We start from the raw sequence: 19,818 nt of genomic DNA, 5'->3' as shown, positions 1-19,818 counted from the left end.
GCTGGTCAGAAGTCGTCCGGGTAGATCACGGCCGACTGCCGCGGCGCGTCGTCCGCGGGGCGCTCGTAGTTGCCCAGGATCGTTGCCAGTTGGCGCTTCACGTCCTCCGCGGCGTTGCGCGAGGCCGCCTGGAAGAGCACCTCCACGTGGTCACCGAAGTCGGGGTCGATGTCGGTGGACGCCGTGCTGAAGATCCGGGGATGCGTGGTGGGGACGGGTTGCTCGTGCGAGGCGAAGAGAGCCTCATGAAGCTTCTCTCCGGGCCGCAGTCCCGTGAACCGGACGTCGTGTCCGGCGAACCCGATCTGGCGCGCGTAGTTGTCGACGAGGTCGATGATGCGCACCGGCTTGCCCATGTCGAGCACGAAGGTCTCCCCGCCCTGGGCCAGGTGCGCGGCTTCGAGCACGAGCCCCACCGCCTCCTCGATCGTCATGAAGAAACGGGTGACGTCCGGATGGGTGACCGTGACCGGCTCGTCGTTGCGCATCTGCTCGGCCAGCACGGACAGCAGCGACCCGCGACTGCCCAGCACGTTCCCGAAGCGAACTGCGGCCACGACCGTTCGGCCCCCGGAGGACGCGGCCTGCTTGACCAGGAGCTCCGCGAGCTGCTTGGTGGCGCCCAGGACGGACGTGGGGTCGGCGGCCTTGTCGGTCGAGATGAGGATGAACCGCTTCACGTCAGCCGCGACGGCGGCTCGCACCACGTTCAGCGTGCCGAGCACGTTGGACTTCACGCCTTCGCACGGGTGCCGCTCGAGCATGGGCAGGTGCTTGAGAGCCGCGGCGTGGAAGATCACGTCGGGGCGCAGGTCCGCGATGATCTGGCTCACGCGGTCGGCGTCCCGGATGTCGGCCACGACGACGTCGTCGGAGTCGAGCAGCCCTTCACCCGTGAGCTCCAGCTGGAGCCGGTGCAGGTTGGACTCGTCGTGGTCGAGCATCATGAGTCGCTCGGGCCGGAAGCCGCTGACCTGCCTGCAGAGCTCGCTGCCGATCGAGCCGCCGGCACCCGTGACCAGCACGCGCGCTCCCCTGATGGTGCCCTCGACCTCGGGCGACACCACGTGCATCTCGGGCCGACCGATGAGCGCGCCCACCTCGAGCGAGCGCAGGTCGGTCCCCGCGGCGTCGCGCTGCAGCACGGACACGAACGAGGGCAGGTGGCGCACACTCGCGCCGACCCGCGCCGCCGTCATGGCGAGCAGCCGGACCTGCGCGGCCGGGAGCCCCGGTATCGCCAGCAGCACGACGTCCACGCGCTGGACGGTCGCCACGGCCAACAGGTCGGCCAGGGTGCCGAGCACGGGAAGCCGACGCACGACGCGCTTCTCGGTGTCGTCGTCGAGGAATCCGATCGGGGCCAGGCCGAAGTCGGGGACCTTCTGCAGGTCCCGCGCCAGGGCACGGCCCGCCTCGCCGGCGCCGACGATGAGCGTGCGAAGACCCTTCTGCAGCGTCGGTATGAATCCGAGCTCGGCCGGCGTCCACTGGTACTGGAGTGCTGTGGTCACGAGGCTCCTCCCTCCTCGGCGAGCGCGGTACACACCGCGTCCACCTCTGCGTTCGTGATGATGGCGTCCATGGGCAGGGACAACGTTCGGTCGAACACGGCATCCACACCGGGGAGGCCGCGCGCCGGAAGTACGCACTGACGCTTGAACCACGTCAGGTGGTGCACGGGAATGAAGTGCACGGACGTCCCGATACCGCGCTCGCGCAGCCGGTCGATGAGCTCGTCACGGCCGAGCCCGTACTCGGGCATCACGCGTACGGCGTACAGGTGCCAGGCGTGCGTCCCGGTCACGGGGCGGGCCGGCAACCGGAGACCGGGCACCTGGGCCAGCGCGGCGTCATACCGGTCGGCCACGACGCGCCGGCGGGCCTGCATCTCGTCGAAGCAGCGCAGCTGCGCGCGGCCCATCGCCGCCTGCACGTCGGTCATGTTCGCCTTGATGCCGTCGACCGTCACGTCGTAGCGCCAGCCCCCACCCGGGAGGTAGCGGCGCCACGCGTCCTTGGACATGCCGTGCAGGCGCATCTCGCGCACGCGGGCGGCCAGCGCCGGGTCGTTGGTCGTGACCATGCCGCCCTCGCCGATGGGCAGGTTCTTCGTCGCGTAGAAGCTGAAGCACGTGGCGTGGGAGATGGTTCCCACGGGTGTCTCGTCGACCCAGGTGCCCAACGCGTGCGCAGCGTCCTCGACGACATGCGTCATCGCGACCCCGGCAGCCTCGGCGAGGGCTCGCACGTCGGTCGGCAGGCCGCCGAGATGGACGACGACGAGCGCGTCGACACCGTCGCACTCCGCGGCGGCGGCCGCGACGGTGCTCGGTGACGGCATACCCGTGACGTCGTCCACGTCGGCCAGCACGACGACGTGCCCCGCGTGCGCGATGGCAGCGGCGGCGCCACAGAAGGTCATGGCCGACATGAGCACCTTCGACCGCGGTGGGAGCTGCAGGGCTCGCAGGGACAGCTCGATGGCCGCGGTGCACGAGCTCACGGCCACGGCGTCGTCGACCCCGAGGTACCGGGCGAACTCAGTCTCGAACTCGACGACCTGCTGCCCGGAGGTGATCCACCCCGTGGCGAGGACGTCGAGCACGGCCTGGCCCGCCTCGGGCGAGATGTACGTGCGCGTGAAGGGGACCGAGCGAGGCCGTGACCCGGCGACGCTCTCGGCTGATCCCGTCGCAGCCCTGCGGGCCAGCTCAACCATGGCTCTTCTCCAGATCCGCTCTCAAGGCGATCGCGGCCGGGGCGGAACGGACGTGGAGCTTGCGCAGGATGCGCCGCACGTAGGTGCGCACCGTGTTGTCGGACAGATCCAGGGCCTCGCCCACCTGCCGTCGACTCATCCCGGCCGCGAGACAGGACAGCACGTCCGACTCGCGCCGGGTCAGCGGGTGGGTGGCAAGGGTCGCTGCCCGGCCCTGATCATCGAGGCGCGAGACGAGGAGCGCTCGCAGGGGCTCGGTCGGGTAGTACGACTCGCCCCTGCCCACGTCGCGCACGGCGGCCAGGAGCTCCTCCAGCCCGTCCTGCCGGGTCAGCCAGCCCCTGGCCCCGGAGGCGATGGCATCGAGGAGCAGGGGCTCGTCGTCGGCATCCGCGATGAGGACGATCCCGAGCAGCGGGTGCGCCGCCGACAGGTCGAGCAGCCGGGCCATGGGCGTGCTCTCGTCGAGGCCCAGCATGAGGACATCACAGGCACCGAAGAGACCGCACTCGGCAGCGAGGTCGAGGGACGGGGCGGTCCCCACCACGACGAGGTCGGTCGCCTCCGAGAGACAGCGGCACAGCGCGTCGACGAAGCCCTGTCTGCTGTCGACCATCCCGACGCGCGTCGCACTGTCCATGGGGAGCAGCCTGCCGCCGTTGGTGCGTGAGCGAACCCACCGCGCGCGGGACCTCGTAGTACGTCAAAAGGATGACGCCCGGACGTGGGCGGGCCACGCCACGTCCTTGACGTGCGCTGCCACGAGCGCAGACGCCTGCAGCCTCGAGTGGACGCCGAGCTTGGCCAGGACGTTCTGCACGTGGGTACGGGCCGTGCTGGGCCGCACCTGGAGGGCCGCCGCGATCTGGATCGTGCTCAGGCCGTCCACGACACAGCGCAGCACCTGCCACTCGCGGTCCGTGAGGAAGGTCAGCATCCACAGCTGCTCGTCGCCCCGGTCGCGCGCCCTGAGGGCGCTCTGCAGCAGGGTCGGCTCGATCGCGAGGTGACCCCTGGCCGCCATGGCGATCGCTTCGAGCAGATCGCTCAGCGGCCGGTCCTTGCGCATGAACCCGGCCGCGCCGGCCGCGATGGCCCGGGCCACCATCTGGACGGACGCGTCGCCCGAGAACATCACGACCTTCGTCGCGCTGGAGGCTGCCCTGATGTCGGCGATCACGTCGATGCCCGACCCCTCCGGAAAGCTTGCGTCGAGCAGGCACACGTCTGGCTGGTGCACACGTGCCGCCTCGACTGCTTCCTCCGGGCAGTGCGCCTTCACGACGTCGTGACCCTCGCCGGCGAGCGCCATGCACAAGGCGTCGAGGATCAGCGCGTGGTCATCGGCGACGACCAGTCTCATGACGCCACTCACGACACTGCACGGTGAGTGCTGCTGGTGGGCAGGGCGATCTCGGCGACGGCTCCGCCGCCCTCGCCGGCGGCGAGACGGAAGGCGCCGTTGCACGCAGCAACCATGGCCCGCACCGTCGTGAGCCCGAGCGATGTCCGGTGACCGATGCGTCCCAGGCCGGGCCCGTCGTCCTGCACCGTGACGTGCATGGTGGTTCCGCGGTCTGCCACGGCGACCACGACGTGCCCGTCTGGTCCGGCTGCGCGAACGGCGTTGTCCACCAAGCATCCAAGGGCTCTGCTCAGGGCGACGGGCCGAGCCCACACCCAGCCTTCGCCCTGCGCGCTGACCGTGATGCTCGCCGTCGTCGTGGACCGCGCCCGCGCCGCCACGCACTCTGCGATATCGTTCGCCCCGACCCACTGCAGCCAGTCGTTCGCTGCGTCGTCAAGACTCGAGTCCACCAGCTGTGCCAACCACTGCGCCTGCTCGCTGATGGCGTGCAGCTTGCCGTCCACGTCACCCTTGGGCGACGCCGACAAGAGCATGATGGCCGCCAGCGGCTCCCGCAGGTCGTGGAACAGCGCGCGGATGGTGTCGATCTCCCGGTTCCCCCCAGGCACATCTCGACTGTGCTCGTACATTCTCGATGCCTTCCGATCCCCCCGGCAGCCGACTGTGGCCGCCTATAACACTTGTACGAATCCCCCTCGAGCCACCGAACCCCCACAGCGTGAACTCGTCCGACGCGTTCAGGTTAAAACGCGGTCCAGCGGTTGGAAGCCGATCGGCCAATCTGCTGGGACAACAGCCGCATATGGTTCGGAAGGTCGCAACCTCACGCCGGATTCGCAGGTGGGGGCGCGTCTGGCGTGGCGCAGACCACCCCGGCAGGATGGGACGGCGGCCCCACGGCCGCCACGCATCGGATATCTTGACGTCAAGATTTATTCGAGGATCCTCCATTTGCGGATCTCGGCACCACCAGCAACCGAACGGAGCACCTGCGTTGGACTCGACAATCATCTACACGCACACGGACGAGGCGCCCGCCCTGGCCACGGCCTCGCTGCTGCCCATCGTCTCGGCCTTCGCCAAGCAGGCCGGCGTCGAGGTCGAGACGCGTGACATCTCGCTGTCGGGTCGCATCATCGCCAGCTTCCCTGACGCCCTGCCTCCCGAGCAGCGCATCGGTGACGCGCTGGCCGAGCTCGGCCAGCTCGCCAAGACGCCCGAGGCCAACATCATCAAGCTGCCCAACATCTCGGCCTCGATCCCCCAGCTCAAGGCCGCGATCGCCGAGCTCCAGGCCGCCGGCTACGCCCTGCCCGACTACCCCGACAACCCGAGCACCGACGAGGAGAAGGCAGCCCGGGCGGCATACGACAAGGTCAAGGGCTCCGCGGTGAACCCCGTTCTGCGCGAAGGCAACTCGGACCGCCGCGCGCCCGCGTCGGTGAAGAGCTATGCGCGCAAGCACCCGCACTCCATGGGGGCGTGGAGCGCCGACTCGAAGACGAACGTCGCGACGATGGGCGAGCACGACTTCCGTCACAACGAGAAGTCGGTCGTCGTCCAGGCCGACGACACGCTGCGCGTAGAGCTTTTGGGCGCCGACGGCACGACCACGGTCCTCAAGGAGTCGATCCCGGTCCTCGCCGGCGAGGTCGTCGACGCGACGTTCATGGACGTCGCCAAGCTGCGCGAGTTCCTGTCGGAGCAGGTCACGCGCGCCAAGGAGGAGGGCGTCCTCTTCTCCGTGCACCTGAAGGCCACGATGATGAAGGTCTCCGACCCGATCGTCTTCGGGCACGTCGTGCGCGCCTTCTTCCCCGAGCTGTTCGAGACGTACGCCGCCCAGCTGGCGTCCGTCGGGGCGTCCCCCAACGACGGGCTCGGTGCCGTGCTCAAGGCCGCCGAGGGGCTGCCGGCCGACCAGCGCGCCGAGGTCGAGGCCGCGGTGAGGAAGGGCTTCGAGGACGGACCGGCCATCGCGATGGTCGACTCCAACAAGGGCATCACCAACCTGCACGTCCCGAGCGACGTCATCGTCGACGCCTCGATGCCCGCCATGATCCGCACGTCCGGCCACATGTGGAACGCCGAGGGCGACGAGGCCGACACGCTCGCCGTGCTGCCCGACAGCTCGTACGCCGGCATCTACCAGGTCGTCATCGACGACTGCCGCGCCAACGGCGCCTACGACCCGGCCACGATGGGCTCGGTGCCCAACGTCGGCCTCATGGCGCAGGCAGCCGAGGAGTACGGCAGCCACGACAAGACGTTCGAGATCCCGGCCGACGGCGCCGTCCGCGTCGTCGACGGCTCGGGAGCCGTGTTGCTCGAGCACACGGTGTCGGCAGGCGACATCTGGCGCGCGTGCCAGACCAAGGACGTCCCGATCCGCGACTGGGTCAAGCTCGCGGTGACCCGCGCCCGGGCGACCGGTGCCCCAGCCGTGTTCTGGCTCGACGCCGACCGCGCCCACGACGCGAACCTCATCACGAAGGTCGAGGAGTACCTCGAGGAGCACGACACCGAGGGCCTGGACATCCAGGTCCTCAAGCCGACCGACGCCATCGCGTTCTCGCTCGCGCGGATCCGCAAGGGCGAGGACACGATCTCGGTCACCGGCAACGTGCTGCGCGACTACCTCACCGACCTGTTCCCGATCCTCGAGCTCGGCACCTCGGCGAAGATGCTCTCCGTCGTCCCGCTCATCAACGGTGGTGGACTCTTCGAGACCGGCGCCGGCGGCTCGGCTCCGAAGCACGTGCAGCAGCTCGTCCAGGAGAACTACCTGCGCTGGGACAGCCTCGGCGAGTTCCTCGCGCTCGCGGTGAGCTTCGAGCACCTTGCTGGCGCCACGAGCAATGCCCGGGCCAAGGTCCTCGGCGAGACGCTCGACCGTGCGACCGGCACGCTGCTCGACGAGAACAAGGGCCCGGCCCGCAAGGTCGGCCAGATCGACAACCGCGGCAGCCACGTGTGGCTGGCCCTCTACTGGGCACAGGAGCTCGCCGCGCAGACGGACGACGCCGAGCTGGCCGAGACGTTCGCTCCCGTCGCCAAGGCCCTCTCGGACAACATCGACACGATCAGCCAGGAGCTCGTCGACGCCCAGGGCCACCCGGTCGACATCGGCGGCTACTACCGCCCCGACGCCGACAAGGTCGCTTCCGTCATGCGCCCGTCGAAGACCTTCAACGAGATCATCGACGCCCTGGCCTGACCTCTCAGCCCCACCCGCTGGGGAAGTGCCCACTCGACCGTCACGGTCGGGTGGGCACCTTTGCGTATGCCGTCAGGGCATTTACGCGTCCGCGTCGCGCAGGGCTTCGGTGGCCTCGGCGATGATCGCCTGCATCGCGGTCGCGGCGGCCGCACCGTCGCCGGACTGCACCGCCTCGGCCACGTCACCGTGCAGACGCACCGCCACCGGGTTCGGCGTCGTCGGCATCAGGTCATGGTGCGTGCGCCCCGCCAGCACCTCACCGACGACGTCGCCCAACGCCGCCAGCATCTCGTTGCCCGACGCCGCCAGCAACGTCGCATGGAACAGCTGGTCGGCCCGCAGGTACGCCTCCAGGTCACCCGACTTCGCGTGCACCGCCATCTGCATCACCGCCCCCACCATCACCCCGCACTGCTCCGGGCTCGCGTGCGCAGCCGCCAGCTCGGCAGCCACCGGCTCGATCCCACGGCGCACGTCACCCAGCGACAACAGCTGCTGCTCGCGCCCCGGCCCGTCCAACCGCCACCGGATCACCCGTGGGTCGAACACGTTCCACGACGTGCTCGGGAGCACCCGCACCCCCACCCGCTTGCGCGCCTCCACCAGACCCATCGAGCCCAGCACCCGGACCGCCTCACGCACCACCGACCGGGACACCCCGTAGCGCTCGTCGAGCTGGTCGATGCGCAGCACCGTCCCGGCCGCGAGGTCACCCGAGACGACCTGCCGGCCGAGAGTGTCGAGGACGCTCGTGTGGAGCGCGGGGCGGCGAGCTGCTGGCACGACGCCAGCCTGTCACACGGCCGCCGTCACCGGCTCGCTGCCTCATTAAATCTGATTTGTTTTGATCAAGGACTTGATAAGACGCTCTTGTTGCTGCAATCTGAGCGGGCGACTCGACGAAGAGAGCGATCGAGCCGGACGAAGGAGTCACGGAACCATGTCCTCGAGCATGCAGCAGCACCACCCGCCACCACTGGTCGTCGTCATGGGCGTCTCCGGCTCGGGCAAGACCACGGTCGGCGCCGCCCTGGCCCAGCGCCTGCGGGTCCCCTTCGCGGATGCCGACGACTTCCACCCCCAGGCCAACATCGACAAGATGTCCGCCGGCATCCCGCTGACCGACGAGGACCGCGGCCCCTGGCTCGACACCATCGGGGCATGGCTGGCCGACCACCCAGACCGCGGCGGCGTCGCGAGCTGCTCAGCCCTGCGCCGCGCCTACCGCGACGTCCTCACGGCCGCGGCACCCCAGGCGTACTTCATCCACCTGCACGGCACCCCGCAGGTCATCGCGGCCCGTGTCGCCGGCCGCCCGGGACACTTCATGCCCGCCGCCCTCGTCGAGTCGCAGTTCGCGACCCTCGAGCCGCTCGAGGCCGACGAGCGCGGCGCCGTGCTCGACGTCGACCAGCCGGTCGACGACCTCGTGACGCAGTCCCTCGATCTCCTGCGGAACGGCTCCGCCGGCGCGCCGACCGCGCCCGGCAACCCCGACCTCACAGACCCCACCGACCTCACCGACCTCACCGACCTCACCGACCCCAGCGACCCGGAAGCGACCCACCCATGACAACCGACCTCCTGTCCCTGCTGCCCGCGTCGGTGGTCACCGCCGACGACCTGCCCGACATCCCCGCCGGTCGGCTCGTCCCTGCCGCCCTGCTCGGCATCGCCGTGCTGGTTCTGCTCATCGTGCGGTTCAAGCTGCACCCGTTCCTCGCCCTGACGCTCGGGTCGCTGACCGTCGGCGGTGTCGCCGGCGTCGCCATGTCCGACGTGCTCGACAGCTACACCAAGGGCTTCGGCAGCACCGCGGCCGGCGTCGGCATCCTCATCGCGCTCGGTGCGATGTTCGGCAAGCTGCTGGCCGACTCCGGGGGAGCCGACGAGATCGTCGACACGATCATCGGCCGCAGCTCGGAGCGCACCCTGCCGTGGGCCATGGCCGGCGTCGGCGCGATCATCGGCCTGCCGATGTTCTTCGAGATCGGCCTCGTCCTGCTCATGCCGGTCATCTTCCTCGTGGCACGCCGCTCGGGCCTGTCCCTCGTGCGCGTCGGCATCCCCGCCCTCGCCGGCCTCTCGGCGATGCACGGCCTCGTGCCGCCGCACCCGGGCCCGCTGGTGGCCATCGACGCCCTCAAGGCCGACCTCGGTGTGACGCTCGGCCTCGGCATCCTCGTCGCCATCCCCACCATCGCGGTCGCGGGTCCCTGGTTCGCCCGCCTCGCCGCCCGCTGGGTCGACGTGCCGGCGCCCGAGCTGTTCGAGCCGCACGAGACGGAGAACGGCCCGCGCCCCTCGTTCGGCGTCACGCTGCTCACCGTCCTGACGCCCGTCGCCCTCATGATGGGCAAGGCGCTCGCCGACATCCTCGCTGCCGAGGACACGCCCGTGCGCACGGTCCTCGACTTCCTCGGCACCCCGCTCATCGCGCTGCTCATCGCAGTGATCCTCGCGATGTTCACCCTCGGCCGGGGCGCCGGCATGGGCATCAAGCAGGTCGGCTCCTCCCTCGAGGCCTCGCTCGGACCGATCGCCGGCATCATCCTCATCGTCGCGGCCGGCGGCGGTTTCAAGCAGACGCTCGTCGACACCGGCATCGGTCAGCTCGTCGCCGACTGGATCGCCCAGAGCGGGCTGTCGGTGCTCCTTCTCGCGTGGCTCGTCGCGGTCTTCATCCGCCTCGCGACGGGCTCGGCCACCGTCGCGACGGTCACGGCGTCCGGCATCCTCGCGCCGCTCGCGGCTAGCATGTCGACGACCGAGGTCTCACTCATGGTGCTCGCCATCGGCGCCGGCTCGGTCTTCTTCTCGCACGTCAACGACGCCGGCTTCTGGCTCGTCAAGGAGTACTTCGGCCTCAAGGTCGGCCAGACCATCAAGACCTGGTCGGTGATGGAGACGATCCTGTCGGTGACCGGCCTCGTGCTCGTCATGCTGCTCGACCTCGTCGTCTAGCCCCATCCCTCAACCGTCGAGAGGCCAGAGTTTGCGGGTGCCACCGAGTCGAGAGGCCAGTTCTCGTGACGAGAACTGGCCTCTCGACGTCATCAGACCGACAAAACGTGGCCTCTCGACGGGTGGGGGTCAGTGGATGCGGACGCCGCTGATGGCGCGGGCGATGACGAGGCGCTGGATCTCGGAGGTGCCCTCGAAGATCGTGTAGATCTTCGCGTCGCGTGACCACCGCTCGACCGGGTGGTCGGTGACGTAGCCGGCGCCGCCGAGGATCTGAACTGCCTTGTCGGTGACCGCCACCGCGACCTCGCCCGCCTTGAGCTTGCTCATCGAGCCCTCGGCCGCGGTGAACGGCTGGTTGGTGCGACCCATCCAGGACGCCCGCCAGACGAGCAGACGTGCCGCGTCGATCTCGGTGCGCATGTCGGCGAGCGCGAAGGCTATCGCCTGGTTCTCGATGATGGGCCGGCCGAAGGCGACGCGGTCCTTGGCGTAGTCGAGGGCGTACTCGTATGCCGCCCGGGCGATCCCGATGGCCTGCGCGCCGACGGTGGGGCGCGAGATCTCGAAGGTCCGCATCGCGGCCTGGCCGCTCGCACCGGTCCCCTCGCGTGCTCGCGCGAGGCGCTCGTCGAGCCGGTCCTTGCCGCCGAGCAGGCACGAACCGGGCACCCGGACGTCGCCCAGGAACACGTCGGCCGTGTGCGAGGCCCGGAGCCCGAGCTTGCGCAGCTTCCTGCCGCCCTCGAGTCCCGGCGTGCCCGGCGGGACGACGAACGCGGCCTGACCACGCGAGCCGAGCTCGGGGTCGATGACGGCGGTCACGACGTGGACGTTCGCGATGCCGCCGTTGGTGATGTAGGCCTTCTGTCCGTTGATGACCCACTCGTCGGTGGCCTCGTCGTAGCGTGCCCGGGTGCGCATGGCACCGACGTCGGACCCGGCCTGCGGCTCGGTCGTCGCGAAGGCGGCGAGCTTCGGGTCGTCGGCGTCGCCGTAGCACTGGGGCAACCACTCGACCAGCTGGTCGGGCGTGCCCGAGCCGTAGATTGCCGCGACGGCGAGGGTCGTGCCGAAGATCGACATGCCGATGCCGGCGTCACCCCAGAACAGCTCCTCGTTGGCGAGGTTGAGCGAGATGCCGGTCGGGTCGGCCCAGCACTGGGCGAGGAACTCGAAGCCGTAGAGACCGTGCTTCGCCGCCTCCCGGATGATCGGCCAGGGCGTCCCCTCACGGGCGTCCCACTCGGCCGCGGCCGGGCGCACGCGGTCGGCGGCGAAGCCGTGCACCCAGTCGCGCAGCTCGGTCTGGTCGTCGTCCAGAGCGAGCGAGAACTCGACCACGACGCGCGCCTCAGGCCTTGGGGATGTCGAAGAAGTTCGCGATGTTGGCGGCGAGGCCGAGGTCACCCTTGGCCTTGATCTTGCCCGTCATGAACATCATGACGGGGTTGCCGCTCTTGGTGATGACCTTCGTGAAGTCGACCGGCGACATCGCGAGGGAGAGCGTCGCCTCGCCGTCGTGGCCGGGCACCGACGTGCACGCGCCGTCGGCGAAGCGCACGGTCCACTCGTCGGCTCCCCCATCTGGTCGACCGGTGATGCTCCAGTGCGTCGTGGCGCTCGTCGAGCCGGCCCGGTCGGCGCGGAAGAGCCCCGGCATCCGCTGGAAGATCGCGCCGATGATCGGCTCGCGGTTCGGGCTCTCCATGACCTCCTTGACGTCCTTGTCGGACATCTGCTTGACGATCCTGATGAACTCGCCCGGCTCGACAGCTGCGAGCTGCTCGGGGGTGGCGGTCGTGAAGTCGATCTCGGTCATCGGGTCCTCCGGAGGGGAAACGGCATGGTTACCGCGAGTAGGTTACCGGAGGGTTCAACTGTCCAGGAACCAGCCGGCGACCATGCCTTCCGGACGACCCGGCTCGAGGTAGTGCTCGAACGAGAAGGCCCCGGCGAACATCTCGACCGGCATCTGCAGCATGCCCTGCGCGTCGGACTGGCTCGCGTGAGCCTTGAGCGCCGACCGCTTCACCTCGAGGAAGTCGCTGACGTCGCAGGCCCAGTGCAGCTCCTCCTCGAGACTGCCGAGCGGGTTGCCGTCATCCATGGGCGCGCTCGGGTCCCACTCGCCCACGTCGTGGCCGGCCGCCATGGCCGCCTCGTGCGAGCGGATCATCGCCGTGCGGTTCATCGAGCCCTCGAGGTAGCGCGGCGTGCCCACGATCTCGGCCGCGCGCTTCGTCACCGCGTGCACCTTCACGTGGTCGGGGTGCCCGTAGCCGCCGTGCCAGTCGTAACCGACGACGACGTCGGCGTGCTCGTCACGCAGGACCGCGGCGAGGCGCTGAGCCGCCTCCTCGGTGTCAGCCCGCGCGAAGCTCGCCTCGTGGTCGTTCTGGGCCCACCCCGTCATGCCGGAGTCCGCGTAGCCGAGGAACTCGACGCGGTGCGTGCCGATGACGGCGTTCGCCGCGGCGGCCTCGGCGCGCCGGCGGTCGACGACGGTCTCACCCTCGGCGAGGTCGTCGGGCGCGTCGCCGTGGTCGCCGTTGGTCGCGACGACGAGGACCACACGGTGGCCCTCACTGACGGCGCGCGCCATCGAGCCCGCGGACTGCGAGGCCTCGTCGTCGGGATGGGCGTGGACGAAGACAACAGTTGCCATGAGGTCAGCCTCTCACCGGCCGCCGACGCTCAGAGCGGCAGCCGGTAGACGAGGAAGCCGTCGCGCACGGCCAGGTCGTCGTAGAGACGTCGCGCCGTCGCGTTCGTCTCGTGCGTCTGCCAGTAGACGCGGCTGCAGCCCTGCCCCCGGGCCCACTCCGCCACGGTCTCGATCAGGGCCCGCCCGATGCCCTTCCCCCGAGCCTCGGGCGCGGTGAAGAGGTCCTGCAGGTAGCACACGTCGGGTCCCGACGTGCTCGGGTGCACGAGGAAGTGCGTGATGCCGACCAGCGTGTCGTCCAACCAGGCTCCCCGCGCGTGCATCCTTGCGCCGGAAGCGAACTCACCCCATGCGCGGTCGTATGCCGCCTGCTCCAGGTCGCGCTCGTAGAAGGCGATGTACGCGCGGAAGAGCTCTTCCCATCGCTCGCGGTCGTCGGCTCCAAGGGCTCGGGTCTCGATCACGGGTCGAACGCTAGCGCGCCGGGCGCAGTCCGGGGAGGGCCACCGGGCGGCATACGCGATGGGCCACTCGACGACCCGACAGGCGCGCTGGGCAGCGGACATGGGCCGGGGAGGCCACTCGTTTCGTCGAGTGGCCTCCCCGTCCCGCAGGTCACGCCTTCTTGGCGGCGCTCTTGCGCGTCGTCGTCTTCTTCGCCGTCTTCTTGGCGGTCTTCTTCACGGCGCGCTTGCGGGTCGTCGGCCCCTTGGCACGCTTCTCGGCGAGCAGCTCGTAACCACGCTCCGGCGTGATGCTCGCCGGGTCGTCGTCCTTGCGGAGCGTCGAGTTGGTCTCACCGTCGGTGACATACGGGCCGAAGCGGCCGTCCTTGACGACGACGGGCTTGCCGCTCACGGGGTCGGTGCCGAGCTCCTTGAGCGGCGCGGACGCGGCGGCCCGGCCGCGCTGCTTGGGCTGTGCGTAGATCGCGAGCGCCTCCTCGAGCGTGATGTCGAAGAGCTGCTGCTCGTTGGCCAGCGAGCGCGAGTCCGTCCCCTTCTTGAGGTACGGGCCGTAGCGGCCGTTCTGCGCGGTGATCTCGACGCCGTCGGCATCGGTGCCGACGACACGCGGCAGCGACAGCAGCTTGAGGGCCGACTCGAGGTCGAGCGTCGCGAGCTCCATGTCCTTGAACAGCGAGGCCGTGCGCGGCTTCGCCTTGGCGGCCTTCGTGGTGCGCTTCTTCGGGGCGCCCGCGCCGTTCACCTCGGCGGCCGGCGCGTCGTCCTCGATGACCTCGGTGACGTACGGGCCATAACGGCCGGCCCGCGCGACGATCTCGCGGCCCGTCTCCGGGTCGCGGCCGAGCACCTTCCCGTCGTCGGCGGCGACCTCGAGCAGCTCGCGGGCCCTGGCGGGCGTCATCTCGTCGGGCGCGATGTCGTCGGTGATCGTGGCGCGGCGCGGGGTCGCGGGCACCTCGGCGCCCTCGGTCACCTCGCCGGTGGCGAGGTCGACGCCGGCCGGCACGACCTCCTCGACGTAGGGCCCGTAGCGACCGACGCGCACCACCATGCCGTCGCCGAGCGGGATGGTGGAGATCTCCTTCGCGTCGATCTCACCGAGGTCGTCGACGAGGTGCTTGAGCCCCTCCGCGGAGGTCGCCTCGTCGCCGAAGTAGAAGCGGCGCAGCCAGTCGACGCGGCGCTCGTCGCCGTTCGCGATGCGGTCGAGGTCCTCCTCCATCGAGGCGGTGAACTCGTAGTCGACGAGGTTGCCGAAGTGCTCCTCGAGCAGCCGGGTCACCGCGAACGCGAGCCACGTCGGGACGAGCGCCTGACCCTTGGTGAAGACGTAGCCGCGGTCCTGGATCGTGCCGATCGTCGCGGCGTACGTCGACGGGCGGCCGATGCCGCGCTCCTCCATCGCCTTGACGAGCGTGGCCTCGGTGTAGCGCGCAGGCGGGCTGGTCTCGTGGCCGTCGGCCTCAGCGCGCACGACCTCGAGCGGGACGCCGGCGCTCAGCTTCGGCAGGCGGCGCTCCTCCTCGGCGGCCTCGGCCCGCGCGGTCGCCTCGTCGTCACGGCCCTCCTCGTATGCCGCGAGGAAGCCCTTGAAGGTGATGACCGTGCCGCTGGCGCTGAACTCGACGCTCTGCGCACCCTCGACCGCGGTGTCGACGGCGAGCTTGACCGTGGCGGTGGAGCCGCGGGCGTCCGCCATCTGCGAGGCCACCGTCCGCTTCCAGATCAGCTCGTAGAGCGCGAACTCCTCGCCGCGCAGCTCTCCGGCGACCTGGGCGGGCGAGCGGAAGCGGTCGCCGGCCGGGCGGATGGCCTCGTGGGCCTCCTGCGCGTTCTTGACCTTCTTCTCGTAGCGGCGCGGGCTGTCGGGCACGTACTCGGCGCCGTACATGTCACGGGCCTGGCTGCGGGCGGCGGTCATGGCGGCGTCCGAGAGCGTCGTGCTGTCGGTACGCATGTAGGTGATGTAGCCGTTCTCGTAGAGCCGCTGCGCGACGCGCATCGCGTTCTTCGAGCTGAGGCGCAGCTTGCGCGACGCCTCCTGCTGGAGGGTCGAGGTCGTGAACGGGGCCGACGGGCGGCGGGTGTAGGGCTTCTCCTGGACGTCGGTGACGCGCGCCGTGACCGGGAGGCACGCCTGCGCGATCCGCGTGGCGAGCGCCTCGTCGAGGTGCACGACGCCCCTGCCGGTCAGGCGCCCGTCGTCGGCGAAGTCGCGGCCCGTGGCGACGCGGACACCGTCGACAGAAGACAGGCGCGCGGAGAACTGCTGGCTCGCGCCGTCGGGCGTGAAGTCGCCCTCGACGTCCCAGTACGAGGAGCGGACGAACGCCATGCGCTCGCGCTCCCGCTCGACGACCATGCGGGTCGCGACGGACTGCACGCGACCGGCCGACAGGCCCTGGCGCACCTTGCGCCACAGGACCGGGCTGACCTCGTAGCCGTAGAGCCGGTCGAGGATGCGCCGGGTCTCCTGCGCGTCGACCATCGCGGTGTCGATCTCGCGGGTGTCGTTGACGGCGCGCTGGATCGCCTCGCGGGTGATCTCGTGGAACACCATGCGCTTCACGGGAACCCGCGGCTTCAGCGCCTCGAGCAGGTGCCACGCGATGGCCTCGCCCTCGCGGTCCTCATCGGTCGCGAGGTAGAGCTCGCTCGAGTCCTTGAGCAGCCGCTTGAGCTCGGCGACCTTCTTCTTCTTGTCCGGGTCGACGACGTAGTAGGGGTCGAAGCCGTTGTCGACGTCCACGGCGAACTTGCCGTAGGGCCCCTTCTTCATGTCGGCGGGCAGCTCGGACGGGTTGGGCAGGTCGCGGATGTGACCCACGGACGCCTCGACCTCGAAGTCGCCCCCGAGGTATCCGGCGATCGTCTTCGCCTTCGCGGGCGACTCGACGATGACGAGCTTGCGGCCCTTGCCTGCGGCCATGGTGCACCTTCAACTTCCCGCATTCACGTGCAGCGGATTCGTCGCTGCGTGGGCGTGAACGCGCCCCGACCGTAACAGGGCGCGTCAAGCCGCGGCTCACGACATCCGCGAACCGTCCCCGGCTCCGCGCGGGCGCGACGGCGTGAGCTGCGACAGGGACGACGACCGCGGGAATCCTGACGTCGGATCTGCGTTCCTGTGGTAGTTTATTCTTCAACGACTTCGGAAGGAACCCTCGATGACGGCCCCCGTCCTCTACCTCAGCCACGGCGCCCCTCCGCTCGCCGACGACGAGCGCTGGACGGCCGAGCTCGCCGGATGGTCCGCCGACCTCCCCAAGCCGAAGGACGTCCTCATCGTCTCGGCCCACTGGGAGGACGCCCCGACCACCCTCGGGTCGACGACGGGCGCTCCCCTGACCTACGACTTCTGGGGCTTCCCGCAGCACTACTACGAGGTGACCTACGACGCGCCGTCGGCGCCGAACCTGGCCGACGACGTGACGAGGCTCCTCACCTGGCCCGGCCACGACGTCCACCGCGACGAGGCCCGCGGGCTCGACCACGGCGCGTACGTGCCGCTCAAGGAGATGTTCCCCGAGGCCGACGTGCCGGTCCTGCAGATGTCCATGCCGACGCTCGACCCGCGCGGCCTCTTCGAGATCGGCCGCCGTCTCGCGCCGCTGCGGGAGCAGGGCACGCTGATCGTCGGCTCCGGCTTCACGACCCACAACCTGCGCTGGTTCAACCCGCGCGCCGGTTCCGACGCGCCGCCGCCGCAGGCGAGCGCAGAGTTCGACCAGTGGGCGCAGGAGGCGATGCGGGCTCAGGACGTCGACGCGCTCCTCGACTTCCTCGACAAGGCCCCAGCAGCCCACGAGGCGCACCCGCGGACGGAGCACTTCGCGCCGCTCTTCGTCACGCTCGGCGCCGCCTACGAGTCCGGCGGCCTCGACAACAAGAGTGTCATCGACGGCTTCTGGTTCGGCCTGTCCAAGCGGTCCTGGCAGTTCGACTGACGTCCGTCCCCGGGCGGGAACCCACGCGTGTGGCCCCTCGTTCTCCTAGGTGTGGGTGCCCCACTCACGCGGCCGCGGCCCGGAACCTCCCCTGACATCCGGGTCGCGGCCGCCCCGTCTCGGGGAGAGCCCTGACCGGCGTCGGTGACGACCCGGGTCCCTCCCGGAAACGTGCGGGGAACCCTGACATTCGTCATCCCGTCGCAGGCGTGCGGCCCGTACAGTGGCCGTACGCCCGGCTGGACACGCAAGGCGCCTGAGGTATGCCGTCACGGCCGACCGCGAGCAGGTGCCGTCCCGACGGGCGAGGGACTTCGGTCGCGTCGCCGACGCGGCCGGCACGCGAGGGAAGGACCCGTTCGAATGACTGACCAGCCCGCCTCCCAGGCCGCTGCCCAGGCGGCCGCGCCCACCCAGGTCGCCCCCCTCGAGCCGCCGCCCGGTGAGGCGTTCATCCTGACCGCGCCCGCCCCGACGGCGCCGGTGGCCGAGACCGCCGCCCCGAAGATGGCGCCGGCCGTGCCCGAGGCGGCCCTGCCCGGCCTCGACGCCAAGGTCGACACGTACCTCGAGTCCCTGACGAGGGCCGCCGCGAGGTCTCCGGAGTGGGAGCACAAGGCCGCCGACGTGCGCTCGATGGGCAACGACGAGGTGCGGTTCGCCGCCGAGTCGTCCAACCGGATGCTCCAGATGCCGGTCAAGGCGCTCAACGAGGGCGGCCTCTCCGGCAACTCCAAGGTCGGCAAGACCCTGCTCGACCTGCGTCGCACCGTCGAGGACCTCGACCCGGGACAGGCCACGGGGGCCAAGAAGTTCCTCGGCATGATCCCGTTCGGCGACAAGGTCACCGACTACTTCCGCAAGTACCAGTCGGCGCAGAGCCACCTCAACGGCATCCTGCACTCGCTCCAGTCGGGCCAGGACGAGCTCGTCAAGGACAACGTCGCCCTCAACCTCGAGAAGAAGAACCTCTGGGAGTCGATGGGCCGGCTCAACCAGTACGTCTACGTCGCCGAGCGGCTCGACGCCAAGCTGGCCGCCCAGGTCGCGACGCTCGAGACGAGCGACCCCGAGCGCGCCAAGGCGCTGCGCGAGGACGTCCTCTTCTACGTCCGCCAGAAGCACCAGGACCTGCTGACCCAGCTCGCGGTGTCGATCCAGAACTACCTCGCGATCGACATCATCATCAAGAACAACATCGAGCTGATCAAGGGCGTCGACCGGGCCACGACCACGACCGTGTCGGCGCTGCGTACCGCGGTGATCGTGGCCCAGGCGCTGAACAACCAGCAGCTCGTCCTCGACCAGATCACGGCGCTCAACACGACGACGTCGGGGATCATCGAGCGCACGTCCGAGGCGCTCAAGCAGAACTCCGCCCGCATCCAGGAGCAGTCGGCGAGCGCGACGCTCTCGATCGAGTCCCTGCAGAAGGCGTTCGCCAACATCTACGAGACGATGGACGCCATCGACCAGTTCAAGGTGCGGGCGCTCGACAACATGGCGGCCACCATCGGCACGCTCGAGTCCGAGGTCGCCAAGTCGCGCACGTACCTCGACCGCGTCTCCAAGCAGGACGCCCGCCGCGCCGACAACGTCGCACCCGGCCTCCTCGACCTCGGCTCCGGCCGGTGACGAGCACGTGACGACGGCATGAGGACGGCGTGAGGACGGCGTGAGGACGGCGTGAGGAGGGCGTGACGAGGGCTTTGACGGGGCGCACGGCGCGCCGGTGAGGTGAGCGGGCTCCGCCGGTGCGCGAGCCGTGCAGCAGGATGTGCGTGGCCGACCAGCGGTCGGCGCGTGGGTGAACCAGAGGGGACAACGCAGTGGGAATCCGGTCGTGGTTCGGGTTGGACAAGCCCGAGGCACCCGAGCCGGTGCGCCCCGGGCCGCCGACGACGGACCAGCTGCTCGAGGCGCTGGACGCCATCGAGCAGCAGGCCCGCGACGGCAAGGTGCCCGGGGTCGTGCTGTCCCGGCTGCTGCGCGTCACCCGCATCGTGCGCCAGACCCTCCCGCGCCTCGCGAATCTCGGCCTCGGCAGCCGCCAGGGCTACAGCGTCATGGCGACCGTGACCGACTACCTCCCGGTCGCCATCGGCAACTACCTGCGCCTGCCCCGCGACTGGGCCGACACGCGGCCGATCGCGGCCGGCAAGAGCTCGGTCATGCTGCTCGTCGACCAGCTCGACCTGCTCGGCTCGACGATGGACAAGGTCTACGACGCGGTGAACCGCGCCGACGCCGAGGCCATCATCGTGCACGGCGCGTTCCTCGAGGAGAAGTTCGGGCACGCCTCCGCCGGCGGGGTGCTCGGCCTCGGGCCCGACCCCGTCCAGTCCGCCCCGCCACCCGCGACCGGCACCGCCGGCACCGCCGGCACCGCCGGCACCGCCGGCACCGCCGGCACCTCGCCCGCACCCACGTCCCCCGACCCGCTGGCACCGCCGGAGTGAGG

17 protein-coding genes are annotated in these 19,818 nt (G+C 70.2%); 6 read left to right on the top strand and 11 right to left on the bottom strand.

Features of this window, described 5'->3' with window-relative positions; genetic code table 11:
- Nucleotides 1-5 precede the first annotated feature (5 nt).
- The 5 genes from ACFQU3_RS09380 to ACFQU3_RS09360 all read right to left on the bottom strand — a co-directional run bounded on the left by ACFQU3_RS09380 (nucleotide 6) and on the right by ACFQU3_RS09360 (nucleotide 4,699).
- Nucleotides 6-1,514 (bottom strand): polysaccharide biosynthesis protein, encoded by a 1,509-nt coding sequence (locus ACFQU3_RS09380; RefSeq protein ID WP_385908988.1) that lies wholly within the window; start codon nucleotides 1,512-1,514, stop codon nucleotides 6-8.
- Nucleotides 1,511-2,722, bottom strand: coding sequence for a DegT/DnrJ/EryC1/StrS family aminotransferase (locus tag ACFQU3_RS09375; RefSeq protein ID WP_385908987.1), 1,212 nt, complete (start codon nucleotides 2,720-2,722; stop codon nucleotides 1,511-1,513). The genes ACFQU3_RS09380 and ACFQU3_RS09375 overlap by 4 nt, the downstream gene beginning before the upstream one ends.
- Complete coding sequence (locus tag ACFQU3_RS09370) at nucleotides 2,715-3,362, bottom strand: DNA-binding response regulator (RefSeq protein ID WP_385908985.1); 648 nt, start codon at nucleotides 3,360-3,362, stop codon at nucleotides 2,715-2,717. The genes ACFQU3_RS09375 and ACFQU3_RS09370 overlap by 8 nt, the downstream gene beginning before the upstream one ends.
- A gap of 63 nt (nucleotides 3,363-3,425) precedes the next feature.
- The gene (locus ACFQU3_RS09365) at nucleotides 3,426-4,085 is read right to left on the bottom strand and encodes a response regulator (protein WP_385908983.1); all 660 of its coding nucleotides are present in this window, start codon (nucleotides 4,083-4,085) and stop codon (nucleotides 3,426-3,428) included.
- An 8-nt stretch (nucleotides 4,086-4,093) separates the two neighbouring features.
- A complete protein-coding gene (locus ACFQU3_RS09360; RefSeq protein WP_385908981.1) occupies nucleotides 4,094-4,699 on the bottom strand; it encodes a sensor histidine kinase in 606 nt (201 codons plus the stop codon).
- A 386-nt stretch (nucleotides 4,700-5,085) separates the two neighbouring features.
- On the opposite strand from ACFQU3_RS09360, the gene ACFQU3_RS09355 reads away from it, so the two are divergent.
- Entirely contained in the window at nucleotides 5,086-7,308 is a 2,223-nt protein-coding gene (locus ACFQU3_RS09355) for an NADP-dependent isocitrate dehydrogenase (RefSeq protein ID WP_385908979.1), read from the top strand.
- An 81-nt stretch (nucleotides 7,309-7,389) separates the two neighbouring features.
- Here the strand turns inward: ACFQU3_RS09355 and ACFQU3_RS09350 are convergent, their stop codons facing one another.
- Nucleotides 7,390-8,094 carry a FadR/GntR family transcriptional regulator gene (locus tag ACFQU3_RS09350; protein ID WP_385908977.1) on the bottom strand — a complete coding sequence of 235 codons (705 nt, stop codon included), beginning with the start codon at nucleotides 8,092-8,094 and terminating at the stop codon, nucleotides 7,390-7,392.
- Nucleotides 8,095-8,251: 157 nt separating this feature from the next.
- On the opposite strand from ACFQU3_RS09350, the gene ACFQU3_RS09345 reads away from it, so the two are divergent.
- Nucleotides 8,252-8,884, top strand: coding sequence for a gluconokinase (locus ACFQU3_RS09345; RefSeq protein WP_385908975.1), 633 nt, complete (start codon nucleotides 8,252-8,254; stop codon nucleotides 8,882-8,884).
- Nucleotides 8,881-10,275, top strand: a complete 1,395-nt coding sequence (locus ACFQU3_RS09340; protein WP_385908973.1) for a GntP family permease — start codon at nucleotides 8,881-8,883, stop codon at nucleotides 10,273-10,275. Before ACFQU3_RS09345 ends, ACFQU3_RS09340 begins: the two co-directional genes overlap by 4 nt.
- 129 nt (nucleotides 10,276-10,404) lie before the next feature.
- Here the strand turns inward: ACFQU3_RS09340 and ACFQU3_RS09335 are convergent, their stop codons facing one another.
- The 5 genes from ACFQU3_RS09335 to topA form a co-directional block, all read right to left on the bottom strand.
- A complete protein-coding gene (locus tag ACFQU3_RS09335; RefSeq protein ID WP_385908971.1) occupies nucleotides 10,405-11,619 on the bottom strand; it encodes an acyl-CoA dehydrogenase family protein in 1,215 nt (404 codons plus the stop codon).
- 10 nt (nucleotides 11,620-11,629) lie between these two features.
- Entirely contained in the window at nucleotides 11,630-12,097 is a 468-nt protein-coding gene (locus tag ACFQU3_RS09330; RefSeq protein WP_385908969.1) for an SCP2 sterol-binding domain-containing protein, read from the bottom strand.
- Between the two features lie 54 nt (nucleotides 12,098-12,151).
- Nucleotides 12,152-12,943: a PIG-L family deacetylase gene (locus ACFQU3_RS09325; protein ID WP_385908967.1), complete on the bottom strand. Its 792-nt coding sequence runs from the start codon at nucleotides 12,941-12,943 to the stop codon at nucleotides 12,152-12,154.
- Between the two features lie 29 nt (nucleotides 12,944-12,972).
- A complete protein-coding gene (locus ACFQU3_RS09320; RefSeq protein ID WP_385908965.1) occupies nucleotides 12,973-13,407 on the bottom strand; it encodes a GNAT family N-acetyltransferase in 435 nt (144 codons plus the stop codon).
- A 151-nt stretch (nucleotides 13,408-13,558) separates the two neighbouring features.
- Nucleotides 13,559-16,339 carry a type I DNA topoisomerase gene (gene topA / locus ACFQU3_RS09315; protein ID WP_385908963.1) on the bottom strand — a complete coding sequence of 927 codons (2,781 nt, stop codon included), beginning with the start codon at nucleotides 16,337-16,339 and terminating at the stop codon, nucleotides 13,559-13,561.
- A gap of 238 nt (nucleotides 16,340-16,577) precedes the next feature.
- Between topA and ACFQU3_RS09310 the strand changes: the two genes are divergently transcribed.
- From ACFQU3_RS09310 to ACFQU3_RS09300, 3 genes are all read left to right on the top strand, one after another.
- Complete coding sequence (locus ACFQU3_RS09310; protein WP_385908961.1) at nucleotides 16,578-17,357, top strand: DODA-type extradiol aromatic ring-opening family dioxygenase; 780 nt, start codon at nucleotides 16,578-16,580, stop codon at nucleotides 17,355-17,357.
- A 363-nt stretch (nucleotides 17,358-17,720) separates the two neighbouring features.
- Nucleotides 17,721-18,992, top strand: coding sequence for a toxic anion resistance protein (locus ACFQU3_RS09305; RefSeq protein WP_385908959.1), 1,272 nt, complete (start codon nucleotides 17,721-17,723; stop codon nucleotides 18,990-18,992).
- A gap of 194 nt (nucleotides 18,993-19,186) precedes the next feature.
- On the top strand, nucleotides 19,187-19,816 hold the full coding sequence (locus ACFQU3_RS09300) for a hypothetical protein (RefSeq protein ID WP_385908957.1): 630 nt from the start codon (nucleotides 19,187-19,189) through the stop codon (nucleotides 19,814-19,816).
- Nucleotides 19,817-19,818: the final 2 nt, after the last annotated feature.

The organism is Terrabacter sp. GCM10028922, assembly GCF_042666095.1.
Taxonomy (GTDB): domain Bacteria; phylum Actinomycetota; class Actinomycetes; order Actinomycetales; family Dermatophilaceae; genus Terrabacter.
This window is presented reverse-complemented; position numbering and strand designations above follow the sequence as displayed.

Coding starts and splice junctions, on each gene's coding strand:
- ACFQU3_RS09375 (WP_385908987.1), bottom strand. CDS start 2,722: ATGGTTGAGCTGGCCCGCAGGGCTGCGACGGGATCAGCCGAGAGCGTC.
- ACFQU3_RS09370 (WP_385908985.1), bottom strand. CDS start 3,362: ATGGACAGTGCGACGCGCGTCGGGATGGTCGACAGCAGACAGGGCTTC.
- ACFQU3_RS09365 (WP_385908983.1), bottom strand. CDS start 4,085: ATGAGACTGGTCGTCGCCGATGACCACGCGCTGATCCTCGACGCCTTG.
- ACFQU3_RS09345 (WP_385908975.1), top strand. CDS start 8,252: ATGTCCTCGAGCATGCAGCAGCACCACCCGCCACCACTGGTCGTCGTC.
- ACFQU3_RS09340 (WP_385908973.1), top strand. CDS start 8,881: ATGACAACCGACCTCCTGTCCCTGCTGCCCGCGTCGGTGGTCACCGCC.
- ACFQU3_RS09330 (WP_385908969.1), bottom strand. CDS start 12,097: ATGACCGAGATCGACTTCACGACCGCCACCCCCGAGCAGCTCGCAGCT.
- ACFQU3_RS09325 (WP_385908967.1), bottom strand. CDS start 12,943: ATGGCAACTGTTGTCTTCGTCCACGCCCATCCCGACGACGAGGCCTCG.
- topA (WP_385908963.1), bottom strand. CDS start 16,339: ATGGCCGCAGGCAAGGGCCGCAAGCTCGTCATCGTCGAGTCGCCCGCG.
- ACFQU3_RS09310 (WP_385908961.1), top strand. CDS start 16,578: ATGACGGCCCCCGTCCTCTACCTCAGCCACGGCGCCCCTCCGCTCGCC.
- ACFQU3_RS09305 (WP_385908959.1), top strand. CDS start 17,721: ATGACTGACCAGCCCGCCTCCCAGGCCGCTGCCCAGGCGGCCGCGCCC.